The sequence below is a fragment of the Rhodococcus sp. IEGM 1366 genome, assembly GCF_033142425.1.
GTDB classification, from domain to species: Bacteria; Actinomycetota; Actinomycetes; order Mycobacteriales; family Mycobacteriaceae; genus Rhodococcus_F; species Rhodococcus_F globerula.
The window spans coordinates 133,251-149,873 of record NZ_JAWLRZ010000001.1 but is presented as its reverse complement, the minus strand read 5'-3'; the positions used below and the strand labels follow the sequence as shown (position 1 = coordinate 149,873).

Below are 16,623 nucleotides of genomic sequence, written 5' to 3'. Positions count from 1 at the left end.
TTTGGTTGATGCTGCGGGACTTCGGCGATCACCTGGAGTTCTTCAGCAATTCGAGGGCCGCGTCCCGGCCGACGCCGAAGGGGTCGGTGCCTATGCCGATCCCGTCTGCGACGAGGGCACCTTCGTGAAGCAGCATGAGGGACTCGACGAGGCGTTGGTCGGCCTGCCCTTCTGTCGCCAGAATGCGCCGAAAGAGATTCATCATTTCTTGCTTCTGTTCGGCGATAACAGCGAACACCTGATGTGAGCGATCACTGAACTCGGCGTGCGCGTTGATCATGCTGCACCCCTTGCCTCCGCTCGCCTTGGACCAGGAGGCGGAAGCATCGAACACCGCACTCAACTGTTCGGCGCGAGTGTCTCCGGCTGATGCCAGCTTCTTGTCGCGAAAGGCTCGCCACCGCCGATCTCGGTCCTTCAGATATTCCACGACGAGACCGTCCTTCGAGCCGAACCGCTCGTACAGAGTCTTCTTCGTGACCCCGGCGTCCAGTGCGACGGTATCCACACCTACGGCGTGAATCCCCTGTTCGTAGAACAACTTCGACGCCGACTCCAGGATGCGACGCGCTTTCGGAGTCAACTCGGGTACGGATTCCTCTGCCATGGCCAAAAGTATACCGATCTGTATAGTCGAGGTATGAGTAAACAGATCGGTATACCTCGGATCGCGATCCCGAGATCTGCCGTGACGGCTACCTTGTCGGTCTTGTTCGTCGCGTGCTGGAGTTCGGGATTTATCGGAGCCAAACTCGGCGCGGGCAGCGCCGAGATCCCCACGGTGCTGATGTGGCGGTTCCTCCCGCTCGCCGCAGTACTCGTCCCGATTGTCTGGTTGTCCGCCCGGCGCCTGAACACGATGCCGGCCCCGCGGACTCTCGGCAGGCAGGTGGTGATCGGGATGCTCTCCCAGAGCGGATACCTGTTGTCTGTGTACTGGGCAGTCGATCTCGGCGTGAACACCGGAACAACTGCACTGATCGACGGTATTCAGCCGCTGGTGGCAGCCGCGCTGCTCGGCCCGGTCCTCGGTGTCGCAGTGCCGCGCACACAGTGGGTCGGGTTGGTGATCGGGCTGGGCGGCGTCGCGATGGTCACCGCCGCCGACGCCGGAGCCGGTACAGCGGCGCCGTGGTGGTCGTACGCGATCCCGTTCCTGGGGATGCTCTGCCTGGTCGCATCCACCTTCGTCGAACAACGTGCTCCCACGTCCACGCCGCCACTGCAGGCTCTGGCTATCCACTGCTCAACCAGCGCAATAGTTTTCACGGCTCTAGCGGTCGCTTCCGGAAATGCCGTACCGCCGAGTGTCAACACATTCTGGATCGCATTGCTCTGGTTGATCGTGCTGTCCACCTTCGGTGGTTACGGCCTGTACTGGTTGTTGCTCCGTCGGGTCGGCATTACGTCCGTCAATACGTTGATGTTCTTGATCGCTCCCGTCACCGCGGTCTGGGGTGCGCTGATGTTCGGGGAATCCTTCACTCCGTACACCGCGCTCGGCTTGGCGGTGGGCATCCTCGCCGTCGTCGTGGTCACCCGGGTGGGCAATCGCCCGAAGAAGCGGGACGAGGGCGAAGATGCCTGTCCGGTCAGGGCCCCGGTCACGTCGCGCTGATAAAGCCCGATCGGGATGTGAACCGCTCGCGGAGCGCGGTGAGTTGCTCTGCGGTGAGCTTGAGTCCGTTGAGTGCGTAGTCCTCGACGGTGCCGAAGTGTGCGCGCATCTCGTCGAGCGCGGCGTCGAAGTAGCTGTCACGGACGCCGAGGAGGGGCCGGAGCAGTTCGGCGTCGACGCCTTTGCTTGCGGCGAAGTCGAGTATCGGTTCCGTCATGGGTGCCAGATCGGTGTTCGTCTGCAGGTAGTCGGCGCGTACATCGGCTTCGTCGGCGCCGAGGAGGAGCAGGAAGGAGGTTGCGGCCCATCCGGTGCGATCCTTGCCGGTGGTGCAGTGGAAAAGTGCTGCCCCGGTGCGTTTTTCGTCGATGAGGTCGAGGTAGAACGTGCGGTAGGCGTCGAGCGCGGATGGCAGGGTGACGAAGTTGCGGTTCGCTTCCTCCATCTGCGCGATCCCACGCCCGCCGCTGATCGTTTCGGCGTACGCGGCCGGGTCCGTCATGAGTAGTCCGGTGGCTGCGGCGTTCTGGGCATTGTCGGCGAGTACGTCGAGCCAGACCGTCCGTGTCGAGTCGGGGAGATTGTCGAGTGCGCCGTCGCGCTCGGCGGCGGTCCTCAGGTCGTACACAGTCCGAATGTCCAAGCGGGCGACTGCGGCAACGTCGTCGCCGTCGAGTTTCGCGAGCGTCGCCGAACGGTAGAGCGCGCCTGGACGGACGGTGCCACCTGCAACGGCAATGCCGCCGAGGTCGCGGAAGTTCGGGGCGGTTTTCAGGAGAACGCGACGATCGAGCGGGTGAGTTGGCATGGCTGACTCCTTTGGGTTCGGGCGGTGACGGCCTAGCCCGCGGGATCGGGCGTAATTCCGCGACGGAGACTGCGAACCGTCAGATCCAACGCTTGCAGTCGGGTGCCTGCGCCACGATTGACGTAGTCCATGGATGTGTAGAGCAGCGACCACAGCAGGTTCTGTACCCAGTCCGAACTCATGTCGGGATCGATGGAACCGTCGGAGTGTCCACGTTCGATGGCGTCGCTGACTCCGCTGTCGTTGGATGCGGATTCGGCAAAGGAATCTTCTTGATACACACCGGGTGTGAAGAACAGGACCGTCAGAAGGTCGGCCAGTTCGAAGTACTCGTGGCACAGGCGAACCAGTGCTTCGGCACCGGTGCCATCACCGAGTCTCGCCGCTGCGCCAGCTTTGTCGACGGCGTGGGTGGCCTCTGACGCGACGGCCTCGACCAGGTCTGACCGTTCGGGAAAGTAGCGGTGCAGGGTGGTCCGGCCGACTTTTGCGGCCGATGCGATTTCGCTGAGCGTCGCGGCGGGTTTGGACGCGAACACTGAAATGGCGGCATCGAGGATTGCCTTGCGAGTGCGCTCGCGGGTTGCGCTTTGTTCTGGTGCGCTGTGGATCGTTGTCACGAATTCGAAGCGTAGCCGTGTCCGGTTTCGGTATCCAGTCTTTCCGTATCGGAATTCCCTTGCCCTTTTTGGAACATTCGTGTTCCATAAATTTATGCTCGAATCTGACGCTCGCAAACCCACGCCGAAATGGAGCAATCTCCGCGTTCTTGCCGAGTTCGCTCGCCCGCACCTGCCGTCGCTCCTGCTCGGGTTGGTCTTGGCCCTGTGTGGCTCAGCGGCGACGCTGGCGACGCCGATGGTCACCAAGTGGGTTCTCGATACGCTCGACACCGGCGCTTCGCTGCAAGGGCCGATCCTGACACTGGTCGTCCTTCTCGTGGTGGGCGCAGTGCTCGGCTGCGCTCAATGGATCGTGCTCGGCACTGCCGCCGAGAAGGTCGTGTTCGACGCCAGGTCCTCGCTGGTCCGACGGTTCCTGGCCGCGACCGTGCCGTCGTTGCAATCGCGGTCGGTGGGCGAGTTGGTCACCCGAGTCACGTCGGACACCTTGCTGTTGCGTGAGGCCGCGTCGTCAGCCGCGGTGAACATTCTCAATGCCGCCGCCCTGACCATCGGAACGATTGTCTTGATGGGTGTTCTCGATCTGCCGTTGCTGGGCGTGACCATGGTGGCAATCGTGTTCGCCTCCATCCTCTTTGCCGTTCTGATGCCCCGGATTTCCGCAGCGGAGGCTCGAACCCAGGAATCGCTCGGCAAGCTCGGTGGAGTTCTCGAAGGTGGTTTGCGAGCAATCCGGACGGTCAAGGTGTCACTCGCGGAGGATCGAGTCGGCGCTCTCGTGACGAACAATGCGGCCGATGCAAAAAAGCATGCAGTCACAGCGGTTCGAGTATCCGCGACCGCATGGACTGTCGCGTGGACCGCCATTCAAGGGTCGATCATTGCCATCTTGGGGTTCGGTGCCTGGCGCGTCGCCGACGGTGAAATGGCAGTCTCCACACTCATCGCTTTTCTGCTCTACGCCTTCACGCTGATGGGTCCGGTCTCGGAGCTTGCGCAGAACGTCACCTCTGTTCAGTCGGGAATCGCGGCAGCCATCAGGATTCGAGAGATGCAGTCGATGCCTACGGAGACGCATGACGTTGCCTTGGGAGTTGTCCAGAAAACCGACCCGGTCGCGCCGTTGATCGAATTGCGCAACGTCACGGTCAGCTACCACGGCTCGACCGAGCCAGCGCTGAGCGACGTCTCGCTGGTCATCCCGCAGCGGGGACATATGGCGATCGTCGGACCGTCGGGTGCAGGAAAGACCACGTTGCTCTCGACCGTGCTGCGATTTGTCGAACCAGGAGCCGGTGAGGTTCTTCTGCGCGGAGTCGGATACAACGCGCTCGATCACCGAGCAGTGCGCGAAAGCCTGGCGTATGTCGAGCAGGAGACGCCGGTGGTGCCGGGAACGATCCGAGAGAACGTGGTCTTCAGTCATCCCGACGCGACCGATGACGAGGTGCAGGCAGTACTACGTCTGCTCCGGCTCGACGACGCGATCGAGGCCCTGCCGAACGGACTCGACACCGCTCTGACCGCCACGTCGCTGTCCGGCGGACAACGTCAGCGGATCGCGATGGCACGTGCAGTTCTGCGGCCGAGTGCGTTGCTCCTGCTCGACGAAGCCACTGCCCAGGTCGACACTCTCACCGAGGCCGCGATAGTCGATGCGATCAACGAACGTGCGCGCACCGGGGCTGTGGTGACGATCGCTCATCGACTCTCGACCGTGCGCGACGCCGACTGGATCGTGGTCATGGAAGCCGGCCGGATTCGCAACATCGGCAACCACGACGAGCTGATGAACAAAGATGAGCTGTACCGGGACATGGTGGTTGCCGGTCGGCTCGATCATTCGGAGGCATTGCTCGAAGATTGTTGACCCGGTGAGTCGGCATGTGCGAGAGTGCTGGTACCGAACGATCGCTCGGTCGGTCTTACTTGGAGGTGGATGGTGGCAATCGATCTGACGTATGCGCCGGAGGTGACCGCGCTGATCGAGAAGACGCGCGCCTTCACTCGGGATGTCGTTCTCCCGATCGAGGACAAGCATGGCGGCGACATTGCCGTTGCAGGCGGCGACGCAACTCGCATCGAGATGCAGACCGCGGCAAAGGCTGCAGGCGTCTTCGCTCCCCATGCGCCGATCGAATACGGCGGGCACGGTCTCAACATGAGTGATCGTGCGCCGGTATTCGAGGAGGCCGGCTACTCACTGTTCGGTCCGACCGCACTGAACATCGCCGCCCCGGACGAGGGCAACGTCCACATGCTGGCCCACGTGGCAAACGCGGCGCAGAAGGAACAGTTCCTCGCTCCGCTCGCCCGTGGTGACAAGCGTTCGGCTTTTGCGATGACAGAACCGGCGCCCGGCGCCGGATCCGATCCGTCGGCCCTCAATACCCGCGCCGAGAAGGCTCCGGGTGGCTGGAAGATCAACGGCAAGAAGTGGTTCATCACCGGCGCTGACGGCGCAGGCTTCTTCATCATCATGGCGCGCACGTCGGGTGAACCCGGCCAACGTGGCGGTGCCACAATGTTTCTCGCGCCGGCAGAGTCCCCGGGATTGATCGTCGGTCGTCATATCGGAACCCTCGACAAGTCCATGATCGGTGGCCACTGCGAGGTCACTTTCGAAGATCTCTTTGTCCCCGACGAGGCTGTTCTGGGCGAGGTCGACCAGGGCTTCGCCTACGCACAGGTACGTCTCGGCCCTGCCCGCATGACACACGTGATGCGCTGGCTGGGCGCCGCGCGTCGTGGGCACGACATCGCCGTGGCCCGGGTGGCGGAGCGTGAAGGATTCGGTTCCAAGCTCGGTGACCTCGGGATGATCCAGAAGATGATCGCGGACAACGAAATCGACATCGCGGCCACTCGCGCGCTGCTGGTTCAGGCGTGCTGGGAGCTCGATCAGGGTGGCCATGCAAGCAACTCCACGTCGATCGCAAAAACGTATGCAGCGGAGGCGATCTTCCGTATCGTCGATCGGTCCATCCAGATGTGCGGTGGTATCGGTGTGTCCGACGACTTGCCTCTCGCACGCCTGTCCCGCGAGGTCCGCCCGTTCCGCGTGTACGACGGACCGTCCGAGGTTCATCGGTGGGCAATCGCGAAGCGCGTTGTGGGCGCGGCACGTCGAGCTGCTCGAGACGGGGCGTGATGACTGAGTTTCCCGGTCTCGACCTGGTTGCCCTGCGGAAGTACCTGCTCGACTCGGACGTCGCGGTGACCGGCGATCTGCGTGCGAAACTGATCTCCGGTGGCAAGTCCAACCTCACCTACGGGATCTACGACGACACATCCAGTTGGATTGTGCGCCGCCCTCCGACTGCGGGATTGACGCCGTCGGCCCATGATGTGGCGCGGGAATTCCGCATCACGTCGGCACTGCAGAACACTGCGGTGCCGGTGGCTCCCACCGTCGCCCTGTGCGAGGACTCGTCGGTGATGGGTGCGACGTTCACGGTCGTCGAGTTCATCGAAGGTCAGGTGATCCGGACGAAGTCGGAACTGGATGCTCTTCCGGCAGAACAGGTCACGGCCTGCGTCGATGAATTGGTGCGCGTACTTGCGGCGCTGCACGATGTCGACTACAACGCCGTCGGCCTCGGAGAATTGGGGCGTCCCGACGGGTACGTCGCGCGGCAGGTGAAATTGTGGGCCGGTCAGTGGTCGCGGGTGAAGGTCGAGGATTCTGCGGACGTCGACCGCTTGGCTTCTGCTCTCGCGGAACTTATTCCGGCGAAATCCGAGTCGTCGATCGTTCACGGTGACTACCGGATCGACAACACGATCCTCGCTGCCGACGATGTCACGAAGGTCGCGGCCGTGGTGGACTGGGAACTGTCTACTCTCGGTGACCCTTTGGCCGATATCGCTATGATGTGCGTGTATCGCCATTCCGCGTTGGACCTGGTTCTCGGGGAGCCGGCAGCCTGGACCAGTTCGTCATTGCCGTCTGTTGTCGATCTGGCCCAAAGCTATTCGCGCGTCTCGGGTCGGGATCTCGGCAACTGGAACTTCTACATGGCACTCGGATTCTTCAAGCTGGCCGTTGTCGCTCAGGGGATCGATCATCGTTTCCGGGCCGGTGCGACAGTCGGTGGTGGTTTCGAGAGTGCGGGAACTGCGGTACCCGAACTGATCTCGGCGGGGCTGAACGCGTTGAACGGGAAGTTCGCGTGAGTGCGTCGGCGCTCGTCACCGGCGCGTCCAAAGGCATCGGGCTGGGCATTGCGACGCGTCTCGCGACGCTCGGATACGGATTGACCATCACGGCGCGAGACAGTGAGACACTCGACGCAGTTGCCGAGGAACTGCGTCGTGCCGGTTCGCCCGACGTTCTGGTGCTGGCCGGTGACATGGCAGACGAGAGCTTTGCGACGGAATTGGTTGCCGCTCACGGTGATCGATTCGGTTCGATGCGTGCACTCATTCTCAATGCGGGTGTGGGAACCAGCGGGCGCATCGCGGACTACCCCATGAGGCGCTTCGACAAGACGCTCGCAGTGAATCTGCGGACGCCCTTGGCCCTGCTTCAGGCGTCGTTGCCGTTCCTGCGCCTGGCAGCGGATGCACATCCGAGTGGCGGAGCAAAGGTTGTTGCGCTGGCATCAATTGCCGGGGTGTACGCCGAAAGCGGCTTGGGTGTTTACGGTGCGACCAAAGCAGCGTTGATTTCGATGATCGAGGCGCTCAACGCCGAAGAATCGGGAAACGGCATCAGCGGCACGGCAATTGCTCCGGGATACGTCGACACCGACATGTCGGCGTGGACGCACGATCGGATTACGCCGGAATCGATGATCAAAGTCGACGACATCGTCGAACTGGTCGACGGGTTGCTACGTTTGTCCGCCAGGGCAGTGGTCCCCAAGATCGTGATGACCCGAGCCGGGACCGACGGCTACGGGGCCTGATCAACCCGGCCGATTCTCGCCACGCTTGCGGAAGAAGTGGAACCCGGGAACACCGACGATCGCCTGTTTCAGGTCTTTCACGACCCCCAGGAGTTCGTGGACTTCGGGGGAGACCGAGTCCAAGGTGGCGAGAATCGGCAGGACGGCAGTGACCCGCTCGGTGAGTTCCGGGAGCTTGTCGATCAGCGTGATGGCGGCAGTGACTTCGGATTCGCTGAGATCATCCGCAAACCTGGCAGCTAACGGAGCCAGTTGAACTGCGATGGGTTCGTACAGCTCGAGAAGTTGCTGCGCGATGTCCGATGTTTGCTCGACGGCTTCGATCAACGTCTCGGCGCGAACAGTGACGGAAGCTGCGCCGACTACGACGCGGTCTGCGTTCTCGGCTATCTGGCTGATTCGCGCAACCAGTCTCTCGACGCTCACCAACAGCGCCTCGAGGCGGGCAGGGAGCGTGAGCGCGAAAGCGACCGTCGACAGCGACCAGTGCACCACATCGCTGACGGAGTGGACCAGGCTGGAACGTCCCGGCAAAACTAGAGCCATCACTCGATACTGCCTGATAATGGTCGGAAGTGCAGGCATTTCTCACATTCCTGTGAGTCGGGGCGTCTTCGAGATATGAGTAGCTCAGGCGCTGGCGTTCCCACATCTTGGCCGTCGCTACTCGATACCTGGAAGGATCGAGACATGGCGGTTAACCGTACCCACACAGTGATCGAGTCGCCGATCGGGCCGTTGACACTGGTCGCGACGGCAAACGGCTTGTGCGGTCTCTACATGGCAGAGCATCGTCACAAGCCGAACGAGTCGACCTTCGGGGAGAGTTCACCCGCGAATTTCGGTGCTGTCCGGGAACAGTTGGACGAGTATTTTTCCGGAGAGCGAACCGAGTTCTCGTTGCCGTTGGATCCGTCGGGCACGGAGTTTCAGCAACGAGTGTGGGATGCGCTGCGGACAATTCCCTACGGGCAGACGTGGTCCTATATGGACCTCGCGCAAACCCTTGGCAACCCTCTGGCGATTCGTGCTGTCGCGGCGGCGAACGGTAAGAATCCGATCAGCATCATCGTGCCCTGCCATCGCGTGGTCGGTAGTGACGGGAGCCTGACGGGCTTTGCGGGCGGTCTCGACCGCAAGCGCTTTCTGCTCGAGCAAGAGTCCGGCGGAGTCTCGGACGTGCTGTTCTGATGGAACGAACTCACATAACTCGTGATGCGAGCGTTTACCGATCGTGGCACTGAAACCATTCGAGAACGTCGTGACAGAGCACGGGGCGGTGGTGCTTCGGGTGTGCCGCGCTGTGGTCGGTCCGGTCGATGCGGAGGACGCGTGGTCCGAGACCTTCCTGGCGGCAATGCGTGCCTATCCGGACCTGGATCCCGGCGCGAATGTCGAGGCATGGCTCGTGACCATTGCGCACCGCAAAGCCATCGACATCGTGCGAGTACGAGCGCGCGTCGCGATTCCCACCGACGACCTTCCGGAATTGCCGACGCGTATCGGCCTTCCGGGAACCTGGAATCACGAACTCTGGGATGCACTCGAACAACTGCCGTTCAAGCAGCGAGCGTCGGTGGCGTACCACTTCCTGGGCGGGCTGCCGTACGCGGAGATCGCCGAGATTCTGGGCAGTACTCCGTCCGCCGCGAGGAAGGCCGGCTCCGACGGTATTGCGTCCCTGCGAAAAACATACTTACCCAACACCATTCCGGAAGGGAGCCGATCATGACTACCGAAGCTGATGTGTTCGGCGCACTCCCCGCGTCCGACCCGGAAGCGCTGGCGCGACTGCACTCACGGCTGGCTGATGCCGCTGCGGCGGCGCAGTTGATCGATGTTGCCTATCGGATCGTTGATTCGCCGATCGGGAAATTGCTCCTCGCTGCAACGGACGTCGGATTGGTGCGGGTGGCGTTTGCCGTCGAGGGGCACGACGTCGTGCTTGGACGGCTGGCCGATACTGTCAGTCCTCGTGTCCTGCATCATCCGCGCAGGCTCGACGCCGTTGCCCGGGAGCTGGACGAGTACTTTGCCGGCGCCCGAAGGGAATTCGACCTGGATTTGGATTTCCAGCTGGCAAAGGGATTTCGGCGTGAAGTGCTGCGCCACCTTCCGGAGATCGAATACGGCCACACCGCAAGCTATTCGACGGTCGCCGCGGCGTCGGGTAGCCCGCGTGCAGTGCGGGCGGTGGGCACGGCGTGTGCGAAGAATCCATTGCCGTTGGTGGTGCCATGTCACAGAGTTGTCCGAAGTGACGGAAGCCTGGGCCAGTACGCGGGCGGCCCGGAGCTCAAGGCCGTACTGCTGGACCTGGAATCGCGGCAATGAACAAGGCTGCGACGCTGACTCTTCCGTTCATGCCGCCGTATGCGACGGAGCCGTTGATCGGCGCGTTGAAGGCCCATGCGGTAGCCGGATTGGAACGTCACGACGACGGGGTTCATGTGCGCGTCGTGCCGTTGCCGACCGGTCCCGTGATCGTGTCGGTGTCATGGCACGACGATTGTGTGTCGGTGAGCGCGGACAGGGACACGGACGCCGCTCAGCTCGAGTCGGTTGTACGGCGGTGGCTCGATCTCGACGGCGATCATCGTGTGTGGGAGGCGGTGCTGGCGTCGGACAAGACGCTGGCTCCGCTGATCTCGGCCCGGCCAGGTTTACGTGTGCTCGGTAGCGTCGACGGTTTCGAGACTGCGGTGCTGGCTGTTCTGGGGCAGCAGGTTTCGCTGGGGGCGGCGCGAACATTTGGCGGACGGATTGTCGGAGCGTTCGGACTACCTGTGAATCACGAGTTCTCGGCCTTCCCATCGGCGGAGTCTGTAGCGGCCAGTTCCCCGGACGCGATACAGAAAGCTGTCGGATTGACCAGTGCGCGTGCACGAACGGTGCACACCTTGGCGATTGCCGCTGTCGAGTATCTTGATCTCGGCTGGGATGCCGACCCAGTGCGATTTCGTGCTGATCTTCTAGCTCTGCCAGGAATCGGGCCGTGGACTGCCGACTATCTCACCGTGAGGATCCTCGGAGATCGGGACGCGTTTGTGCCGGATGATCTGGTTCTCAAACGCGCGTTGGGTGTATCGTCCGGCAAGGAAGCTGCGGCATTGTCGGAGCAATGGCGACCGTGGCGCGCTTACGCGTTGTTTCATCTGTGGACGAAAGAAGCTTTTCTCTAGTCAGTCTTTCGAGGTCGCCAGGCTAGATGGCCACCAGATTTTCTTGCCGATGTCATGGGACAGAGCGGGAACCAGGACGCTGCGCACGATGATCGTGTCCAACAGCACGCCGAACGCAACGGCAAAACCGATCTCGGCCAGGAAGACCAGTGGAAGAATTCCCAGGACGGCAAACGTTGCCGCCAACACGATCCCGGCCGAGGTGATGACGCCGCCGGTGACGGCAAGTCCGCGCAATACACCTGCGCGAGTGCCGAATTCACCGGTTTCCTCGCGAACACGGGTCATCAGGAAGATGTTGTAGTCGATGCCCAGCGCTACGAGGAAGACAAACGCGTAGAGCGGGAACGACTGGTCTGCGCCTGCAAAACCGAAGACGTGAGTGAAGAAGAAGCCGCTGACGCCCAAGGTGGCCGCAAACGAAAGGACCACCGTTGCAATCAGAATTACGGGAATGACCAGCGCGCGAAGCAGTAGCGCAAGAACAACGAAGATAACCGCAAGCACGATGGGGATGATGAGATTGCGGTCGCGCACCGACGCTGCTTGAACGTCGAGTGTGGTTGCGGTGCTGCCGCCCACAAGAGCGTCGGCGCCTGGAACTGCGTGTACAGCGGTCCGGAGGCGTTTGATCGTCTCGAGTGCCTGTGGCGAGTCGTATGAATCGACAAGCATCGCGTTGATCATGGTTCGACCGTTGATCGGTGGGGCAGTGAAGCCTGGTGGGGCACAGCCGGCGGCGGCTGCCTGGGCGACGGCCGCTGGATTGGTCTTGATCAATTCGCTGACCTTCGCCACGTCGACTTGCGTGCATACAGACCCGGCGTCCTGGGATATACCCTCGACAGCGCTTGCCGCTTTGATGACCGCATCGGACTGATCCGCGTTCGCAGTGATGACGGCCGGGGCACCGGCTCCCGGGTCGAACGCGGAATCGTAGAGTTCTTGCCCGACAACGGCGTCCGGAGTGTTGGTGAAGTTCTGGGCCGCGGTCAGCCCATCGGTTTTCAGGCTTCCGATTCCGGCCGCGAACAACACGATGAGCAGGATCGACGCGCCGATCCACAGCGAGCGATCCCTGTTGCCGACAGTTGTCGCGATCTTGCCCCACATGCCGTGCGTCGCAAGATCTGCGGCGTGATCGACGCGTGGAGTTCGGGGCCAGAACACCCAGCGGCCGACCACCGCCAGTGCGACGGGCATGAACGTCATCATCACCAGATACGTGCAGGCAATCCCGATCGCGGCCACCGGGCCGAGGCTCTTGTTGGAGTTCAACTGCGAGAAGGTCAGGCAGAGCAGTCCGAGAACGACAGTGACAGCCGATGCTGTGATCGCGGGCGCTGATTCACGCCACGCTCGTATCATCGCGTCGAATCGATTGGGGTAGCTGTGAAGTTCTTCGCGGTAACGCGAAATGAGCAGCAGCGCATAGTCTGTGCCCGCACCGATCACGAGTACGAACAAGATTCCTTGAGATTGACCGGTCAAGGTCAGGATCTCGGCCTTCGCGAGGAAGTAGATCACCATCGACGACAAGCCGATTGCCAGGAGCGCCGAGAACAGCGGGAAGACCACAGCACCGGCGATCTGTAGACCACTAGAAGAATCAGGATGACAACGAGTAAGGCGGCGCCGAGGAGCGCACTGTCCAAGCCGGCAAAAGCGTCGATGAAGGCCACCAGGAGCCCGCCAGGACCTGCCGGTAGTACTTCCATGTCGCCGGCAGCCTGCTCGGCCGCGTCGAGGACTTTCTGTTCGGTTGCCGCCAGCTCCTCACCGGACACCGCGGCGCCGTCGTCCTTGGCGATCAGCGGAACGAAAATGGATGCAATGGTGCCGTCGGCGGAGAATTGAGTTGGCTGCATCCCGTCGGCATCGACGCCGGGTACTCGGGAAATGGCTTGACGTGCAGATTCGACAGCAGCTTTGTCCGCATCGGTCAGCGCGGAATCCCGATGGAATACGACAAAACCAGGAATGGTCTCCACCGGAAGGAATTTCGCGGATTCATTTGCGACGACGGTGGACTCTGCCGAACTCGGAAGATACGACGAGTTGTCGTTCTTCTGAACCTCCGCGAGTTTGCTCTGGAACGAACCGCCGAAACCGCCCGCGACAAAGGCGAAGATCGCCAATGCGATCACCGTGAAGATCGGCAGGCGAAAGGCTCTGATCGCTCTGCCGTCGTTCTTTTCCGCGTCAGTGGAATCCAGTTTGGTCATCGTTCTCCTGGGGGCACATGAGGCCGTCACCGATAAAACAACATTTTCAGTAGAACACGCGAGCAAGCCGGGTGGAACTACCGCAATTGGGGTACCCGCTGATGCGAGGAACACAACTTTCACGCGCAGGAGGTACAGCGACCCGGTTGTCGAAGCCGATATGAGTCACCACTTCTACCGATCGGTTGGAGAGATTTATGTCAACCACCGAAATGCTCGAACTCGAGCGCACCATCGACCATCTCCGTCACTGTGTCGGTTCGCTGCGGTCCTTGTACGGCGACGTGCCGCAGGTCCGCCGGTTGGTCAATGATCTGGAGCGGCTCGAGATCGACTCCGGCGATCTTGACGCATCGCCGCCGCACCTGACCCATCACGAACAGGCTGAACGAATCCCCGTGCCCGACACACCGTACGACGCGTCGATGTGGCAGGGCGCCGATGACGAGGGTATCGGCGGCCACCCGACCGAGCACGACGGATGAGTGCACCACCGATCGATTCGAGTGGGGTCGGTGCTTCTTCGCGTGCTCGCATTGCGGCACGCACGCTGAGAACGGACCGGTGGTGGCGAGCGCCGCTACTGACCGTACTGGGATTGTCCGTCTTCCTGGTCTACGCGACGATCCGGTCGTTCGTCCGCAGCGCGTACTGGGTCGCGGACTATCACTACCTGACACCGTTCTACTCTCCGTGCCTGAGCGACTCGTGTGCGCCGGGTTCCAGCGATTTCGGCACACCGATCGGTGAATTGCCGATGTGGATTCCGCTCGGGTTCCTGGTGCTGCCGTTCCTTCTCGGATTCCGGCTGACCTGCTACTACTATCGCAAGGCCTATTACCGGTCTGTGTGGCTGTCGCCGCCTGCCTGTGCGGTCGCAGAACCACATCGCGCGTACTCGGGTGAAACACGACTTCCGCTGATCATCCAGAACTCGCATCGGTACTTCTTCTACGTCGCTGTTGTTGTGTCGATCATCAATACCTACGACGCGATTCGGGCTTTCCACGGAGCGGACGGTGGCTTCGGGATGGGTCTCGGCACGCTGATCCTCGTCGGCAACGTGTGCTTGCTGTGGGCCTACACGGTGTCGTGCCATTCGTGTCGTCACGTCACGGGTGGACGGCTCACCCATTTTTCGAAACATCCGATCCGCTACTGGTTGTGGACGCAGGTGAGCAAACTCAACACGCGGCACATGCAGCTGGCGTGGACCACGCTCGGCACACTCATGATCACCGATTTCTACATCATGCTCGTGGCCAGCGGGACGATCGACGACCTACGTCTGATCAATTGACCACCCAATTCTTCAGGGAGAGTGAATGACCGAAGTCGAACGGCACACCTACGACGTCGTGGTGATCGGAGCTGGCGGAGCCGGACTACGCGCGGTGATCGAGGCCAGAGAGCAAGGACTCTCTGTTGCCGTGGTCTGTAAGTCGCTGTTCGGCAAGGCTCACACCGTCATGGCGGAGGGTGGGTGCGCTGCCGCGATGGGCAACGCCAACGAGAAGGACACCTGGCAGACGCATTTCCAGGACACGATGCGCGGTGGGAAGTTCCTCAACAACTGGCGGATGGCGGAGCTGCACGCGCGTGAGGCGCCGGATCGAGTGTGGGAACTCGAAACCTATGGCGCACTGTTCGATCGGACGCCGGACGGGCGAATCAGTCAACGCAACTTCGGTGGTCACACGTATCCGCGGCTCGCTCACGTCGGTGACCGAACAGGTCTCGAGATCATTCGGACGATGCAGCAGAAGATTGTCTCGCTTCAGCAGGAAGACTTCGCGGCCACCGGAGACTACGAGGCACGCGTCAAGATCTTTGCGGAATGCACCATCTCGGAACTGACGAAGGACGGCGACCGTATTTCCGGTGCCTTCGGATACTGGCGTGAGAGTGGACGGTGCGTGCTGTTCGAAGCACCGGCCGTGGTGATGGCTACCGGCGGAATTGGCAAGTCGTTCAAGGTCACATCCAATTCGTGGGAGTACACCGGGGACGGACACGCGCTGGCACTTCGCGCGGGCGCCAACTTGATCAACATGGAGTTCGTTCAGTTTCACCCGACGGGCATGGTGTGGCCGCCGAGCGTCAAAGGCATTCTCGTGACGGAGGGCGTACGCGGTGACGGTGGTGTGCTCAAGAACTCCGAGGGCGACCGCTTCATGTTTTCCTACATCCCGCCGGTGTTCAAGGGCCAGTACGCCGAGACGGCAGAAGAAGCCGATCGGTGGTACGAGGATCAGGAGAACAACAGGCGCACCCCCGATCTGCTACCCCGCGACGAGGTGGCTCGTGCCATCAACACGGAGGTGAAGGAGGGACGCGAAACCCCGCATGGCGGTGTGTACCTCGACATCGCGTCGCGAATGCCGGCCGAGGAAATCAAGCGCCGGTTGCCGTCGATGTATCACCAGTTCAAGGAACTCGCGGACGTCGACATCACAAAAGAGCAAATGGAAGTTGGTCCGACCTGCCACTACGTGATGGGCGGGATCGAGGTCGACCCAGACTCCGGTTCGTCGAACGTACCGGGGTTGTTCGCGGCGGGGGAGTGCTCCGGCGGAATGCACGGGTCCAACCGGCTGGGCGGAAATTCGCTGTCGGATTTGCTCGTGTTCGGTAGACGAGCCGGCCTCGGCGCCGCGACTTATGTGAAGTCGCTGCCTGCTCGGCCCGTCGTGGCGGACGGCGACGTGGATGCCGCGTCACGGATGTTGCTCTCGCCGTTCGAACCTCAGGGTGACGCCGGTGCCCTCGAGAACCCGTACACCCTGCACACCGAACTGCAGCAGACGATGAACGACTTGGTCGGCATCATCCGCACCGCTGAGGAAGTCGACCGCGCGCTGCGCACGCTCGACGACATCAAACGACGGATCGATTCGGTTGTGGTGGAGGGGCATCGGCAGTTCAATCCGGGATGGCATCTGGCTGTGGATCTGCGAAACATGGTGCTGGTCAGCGAATGTGTCGCGAAAGCCGCGCTGCTGCGCACCGAGAGCCGGGGCGGACATACTCGCGGCGATCACCCGGCGATGGCTGCGCAGTGGCGCAACACCCTGCTGGTGTGCGCTGTGGATGCAGCGGTCGCCGGGCGAGCGGATGTTGTTGTTCCCGACGTGCAGGTCACCTCCGAGCCGCAATCGCCGATGCGACCGGACCTTTTGGCGCTCTTCGACATCGACGAGTTGGCGAAGTACTACACGGACGCCGAACTTGCCGGCCATCCGGGAAGGAAAACCTGA

The 16,623-nt window shown here is 61.9% G+C and carries 16 protein-coding genes and 1 pseudogene; 12 read left to right on the top strand and 5 right to left on the bottom strand.

Annotated elements, in window-relative coordinates:
- Positions 1-28: 28 nt before the first annotated feature.
- Entirely contained in the window at positions 29-607 is a 579-nt protein-coding gene (locus tag R4P64_RS00705; protein ID WP_317542891.1) for a TetR/AcrR family transcriptional regulator, read from the bottom strand.
- A 33-nt stretch (positions 608-640) separates the two neighbouring features.
- Here R4P64_RS00705 and R4P64_RS00700 point away from each other — a divergent pair, with 33 nt between their 5' ends.
- Complete coding sequence (locus R4P64_RS00700; protein WP_317818882.1) at positions 641-1,618, top strand: DMT family transporter; 978 nt, start codon at positions 641-643, stop codon at positions 1,616-1,618.
- Here the strand turns inward: R4P64_RS00700 and R4P64_RS00695 are convergent.
- A complete protein-coding gene (locus R4P64_RS00695; RefSeq protein WP_317818880.1) occupies positions 1,605-2,426 on the bottom strand; it encodes a tyrosine-protein phosphatase in 822 nt (273 codons plus the stop codon). The two genes, R4P64_RS00700 and R4P64_RS00695, sit on opposite strands and share 14 nt — an antisense overlap.
- Positions 2,427-2,458: 32 nt before the next feature.
- Positions 2,459-3,046, bottom strand: coding sequence for a TetR/AcrR family transcriptional regulator (locus tag R4P64_RS00690; RefSeq protein WP_033233415.1), 588 nt, complete (start codon positions 3,044-3,046; stop codon positions 2,459-2,461).
- A 94-nt stretch (positions 3,047-3,140) separates the two neighbouring features.
- Between R4P64_RS00690 and R4P64_RS00685 the strand changes: the two genes are divergently transcribed.
- From R4P64_RS00685 to R4P64_RS00670, 4 genes are all read left to right on the top strand, one after another.
- Positions 3,141-4,919 carry an ABC transporter ATP-binding protein gene (locus R4P64_RS00685; protein WP_317818879.1) on the top strand — a complete coding sequence of 593 codons (1,779 nt, stop codon included), beginning with the start codon at positions 3,141-3,143 and terminating at the stop codon, positions 4,917-4,919.
- Between the two features lie 72 nt (positions 4,920-4,991).
- A complete protein-coding gene (locus tag R4P64_RS00680; protein ID WP_045066726.1) occupies positions 4,992-6,200 on the top strand; it encodes an acyl-CoA dehydrogenase family protein in 1,209 nt (402 codons plus the stop codon).
- Positions 6,200-7,225 (top strand): phosphotransferase family protein, encoded by a 1,026-nt coding sequence (locus tag R4P64_RS00675; protein WP_317818878.1) that lies wholly within the window; start codon positions 6,200-6,202, stop codon positions 7,223-7,225. Before R4P64_RS00680 ends, R4P64_RS00675 begins: the two co-directional genes overlap by 1 nt.
- Positions 7,222-7,959 carry an SDR family oxidoreductase gene (locus tag R4P64_RS00670; protein WP_317818877.1) on the top strand — a complete coding sequence of 246 codons (738 nt, stop codon included), beginning with the start codon at positions 7,222-7,224 and terminating at the stop codon, positions 7,957-7,959. Before R4P64_RS00675 ends, R4P64_RS00670 begins: the two co-directional genes overlap by 4 nt.
- On the opposite strand, the gene R4P64_RS00665 is transcribed toward R4P64_RS00670, so the two are convergent.
- On the bottom strand, positions 7,960-8,505 hold the full coding sequence (locus R4P64_RS00665; RefSeq protein ID WP_033233835.1) for a hypothetical protein: 546 nt from the start codon (positions 8,503-8,505) through the stop codon (positions 7,960-7,962).
- 144 nt (positions 8,506-8,649) lie between these two features.
- Here R4P64_RS00665 and R4P64_RS00660 point away from each other — a divergent pair, with 144 nt between their 5' ends.
- The 4 genes from R4P64_RS00660 to R4P64_RS00645 are packed head-to-tail and all read left to right on the top strand — an operon-like array spanning position 8,650 to position 11,141.
- A complete protein-coding gene (locus tag R4P64_RS00660; RefSeq protein ID WP_317544922.1) occupies positions 8,650-9,150 on the top strand; it encodes a methylated-DNA--[protein]-cysteine S-methyltransferase in 501 nt (166 codons plus the stop codon).
- Positions 9,151-9,193: 43 nt separating this feature from the next.
- Positions 9,194-9,691, top strand: a complete 498-nt coding sequence (locus R4P64_RS00655) for a sigma-70 family RNA polymerase sigma factor (RefSeq protein WP_317544923.1) — start codon at positions 9,194-9,196, stop codon at positions 9,689-9,691.
- Entirely contained in the window at positions 9,688-10,293 is a 606-nt protein-coding gene (locus tag R4P64_RS00650; RefSeq protein ID WP_092804218.1) for a methylated-DNA--[protein]-cysteine S-methyltransferase, read from the top strand. Before R4P64_RS00655 ends, R4P64_RS00650 begins: the two co-directional genes overlap by 4 nt.
- Positions 10,290-11,141, top strand: a complete 852-nt coding sequence (locus R4P64_RS00645) for a DNA-3-methyladenine glycosylase family protein (RefSeq protein WP_317818875.1) — start codon at positions 10,290-10,292, stop codon at positions 11,139-11,141. Before R4P64_RS00650 ends, R4P64_RS00645 begins: the two co-directional genes overlap by 4 nt.
- On the opposite strand, the pseudogene R4P64_RS00640 reads toward R4P64_RS00645, so the two are convergent.
- A pseudogene (locus tag R4P64_RS00640) lies at positions 11,142-13,366 on the bottom strand (MMPL family transporter).
- A gap of 197 nt (positions 13,367-13,563) precedes the next feature.
- On the opposite strand from R4P64_RS00640, the gene R4P64_RS00635 reads away from it, so the two are divergent.
- From R4P64_RS00635 to R4P64_RS00625, 3 genes are read left to right on the top strand one after another with little or no spacing between them, the layout of a single operon-like run.
- Positions 13,564-13,851 carry a hypothetical protein gene (locus R4P64_RS00635; RefSeq protein WP_033233405.1) on the top strand — a complete coding sequence of 96 codons (288 nt, stop codon included), beginning with the start codon at positions 13,564-13,566 and terminating at the stop codon, positions 13,849-13,851.
- A complete protein-coding gene (locus R4P64_RS00630; RefSeq protein WP_033233404.1) occupies positions 13,848-14,666 on the top strand; it encodes a hypothetical protein in 819 nt (272 codons plus the stop codon). Before R4P64_RS00635 ends, R4P64_RS00630 begins: the two co-directional genes overlap by 4 nt.
- A 25-nt stretch (positions 14,667-14,691) precedes the next feature.
- Positions 14,692-16,623, top strand: coding sequence for a fumarate reductase/succinate dehydrogenase flavoprotein subunit (locus R4P64_RS00625; protein WP_172937011.1), 1,932 nt, complete (start codon positions 14,692-14,694; stop codon positions 16,621-16,623).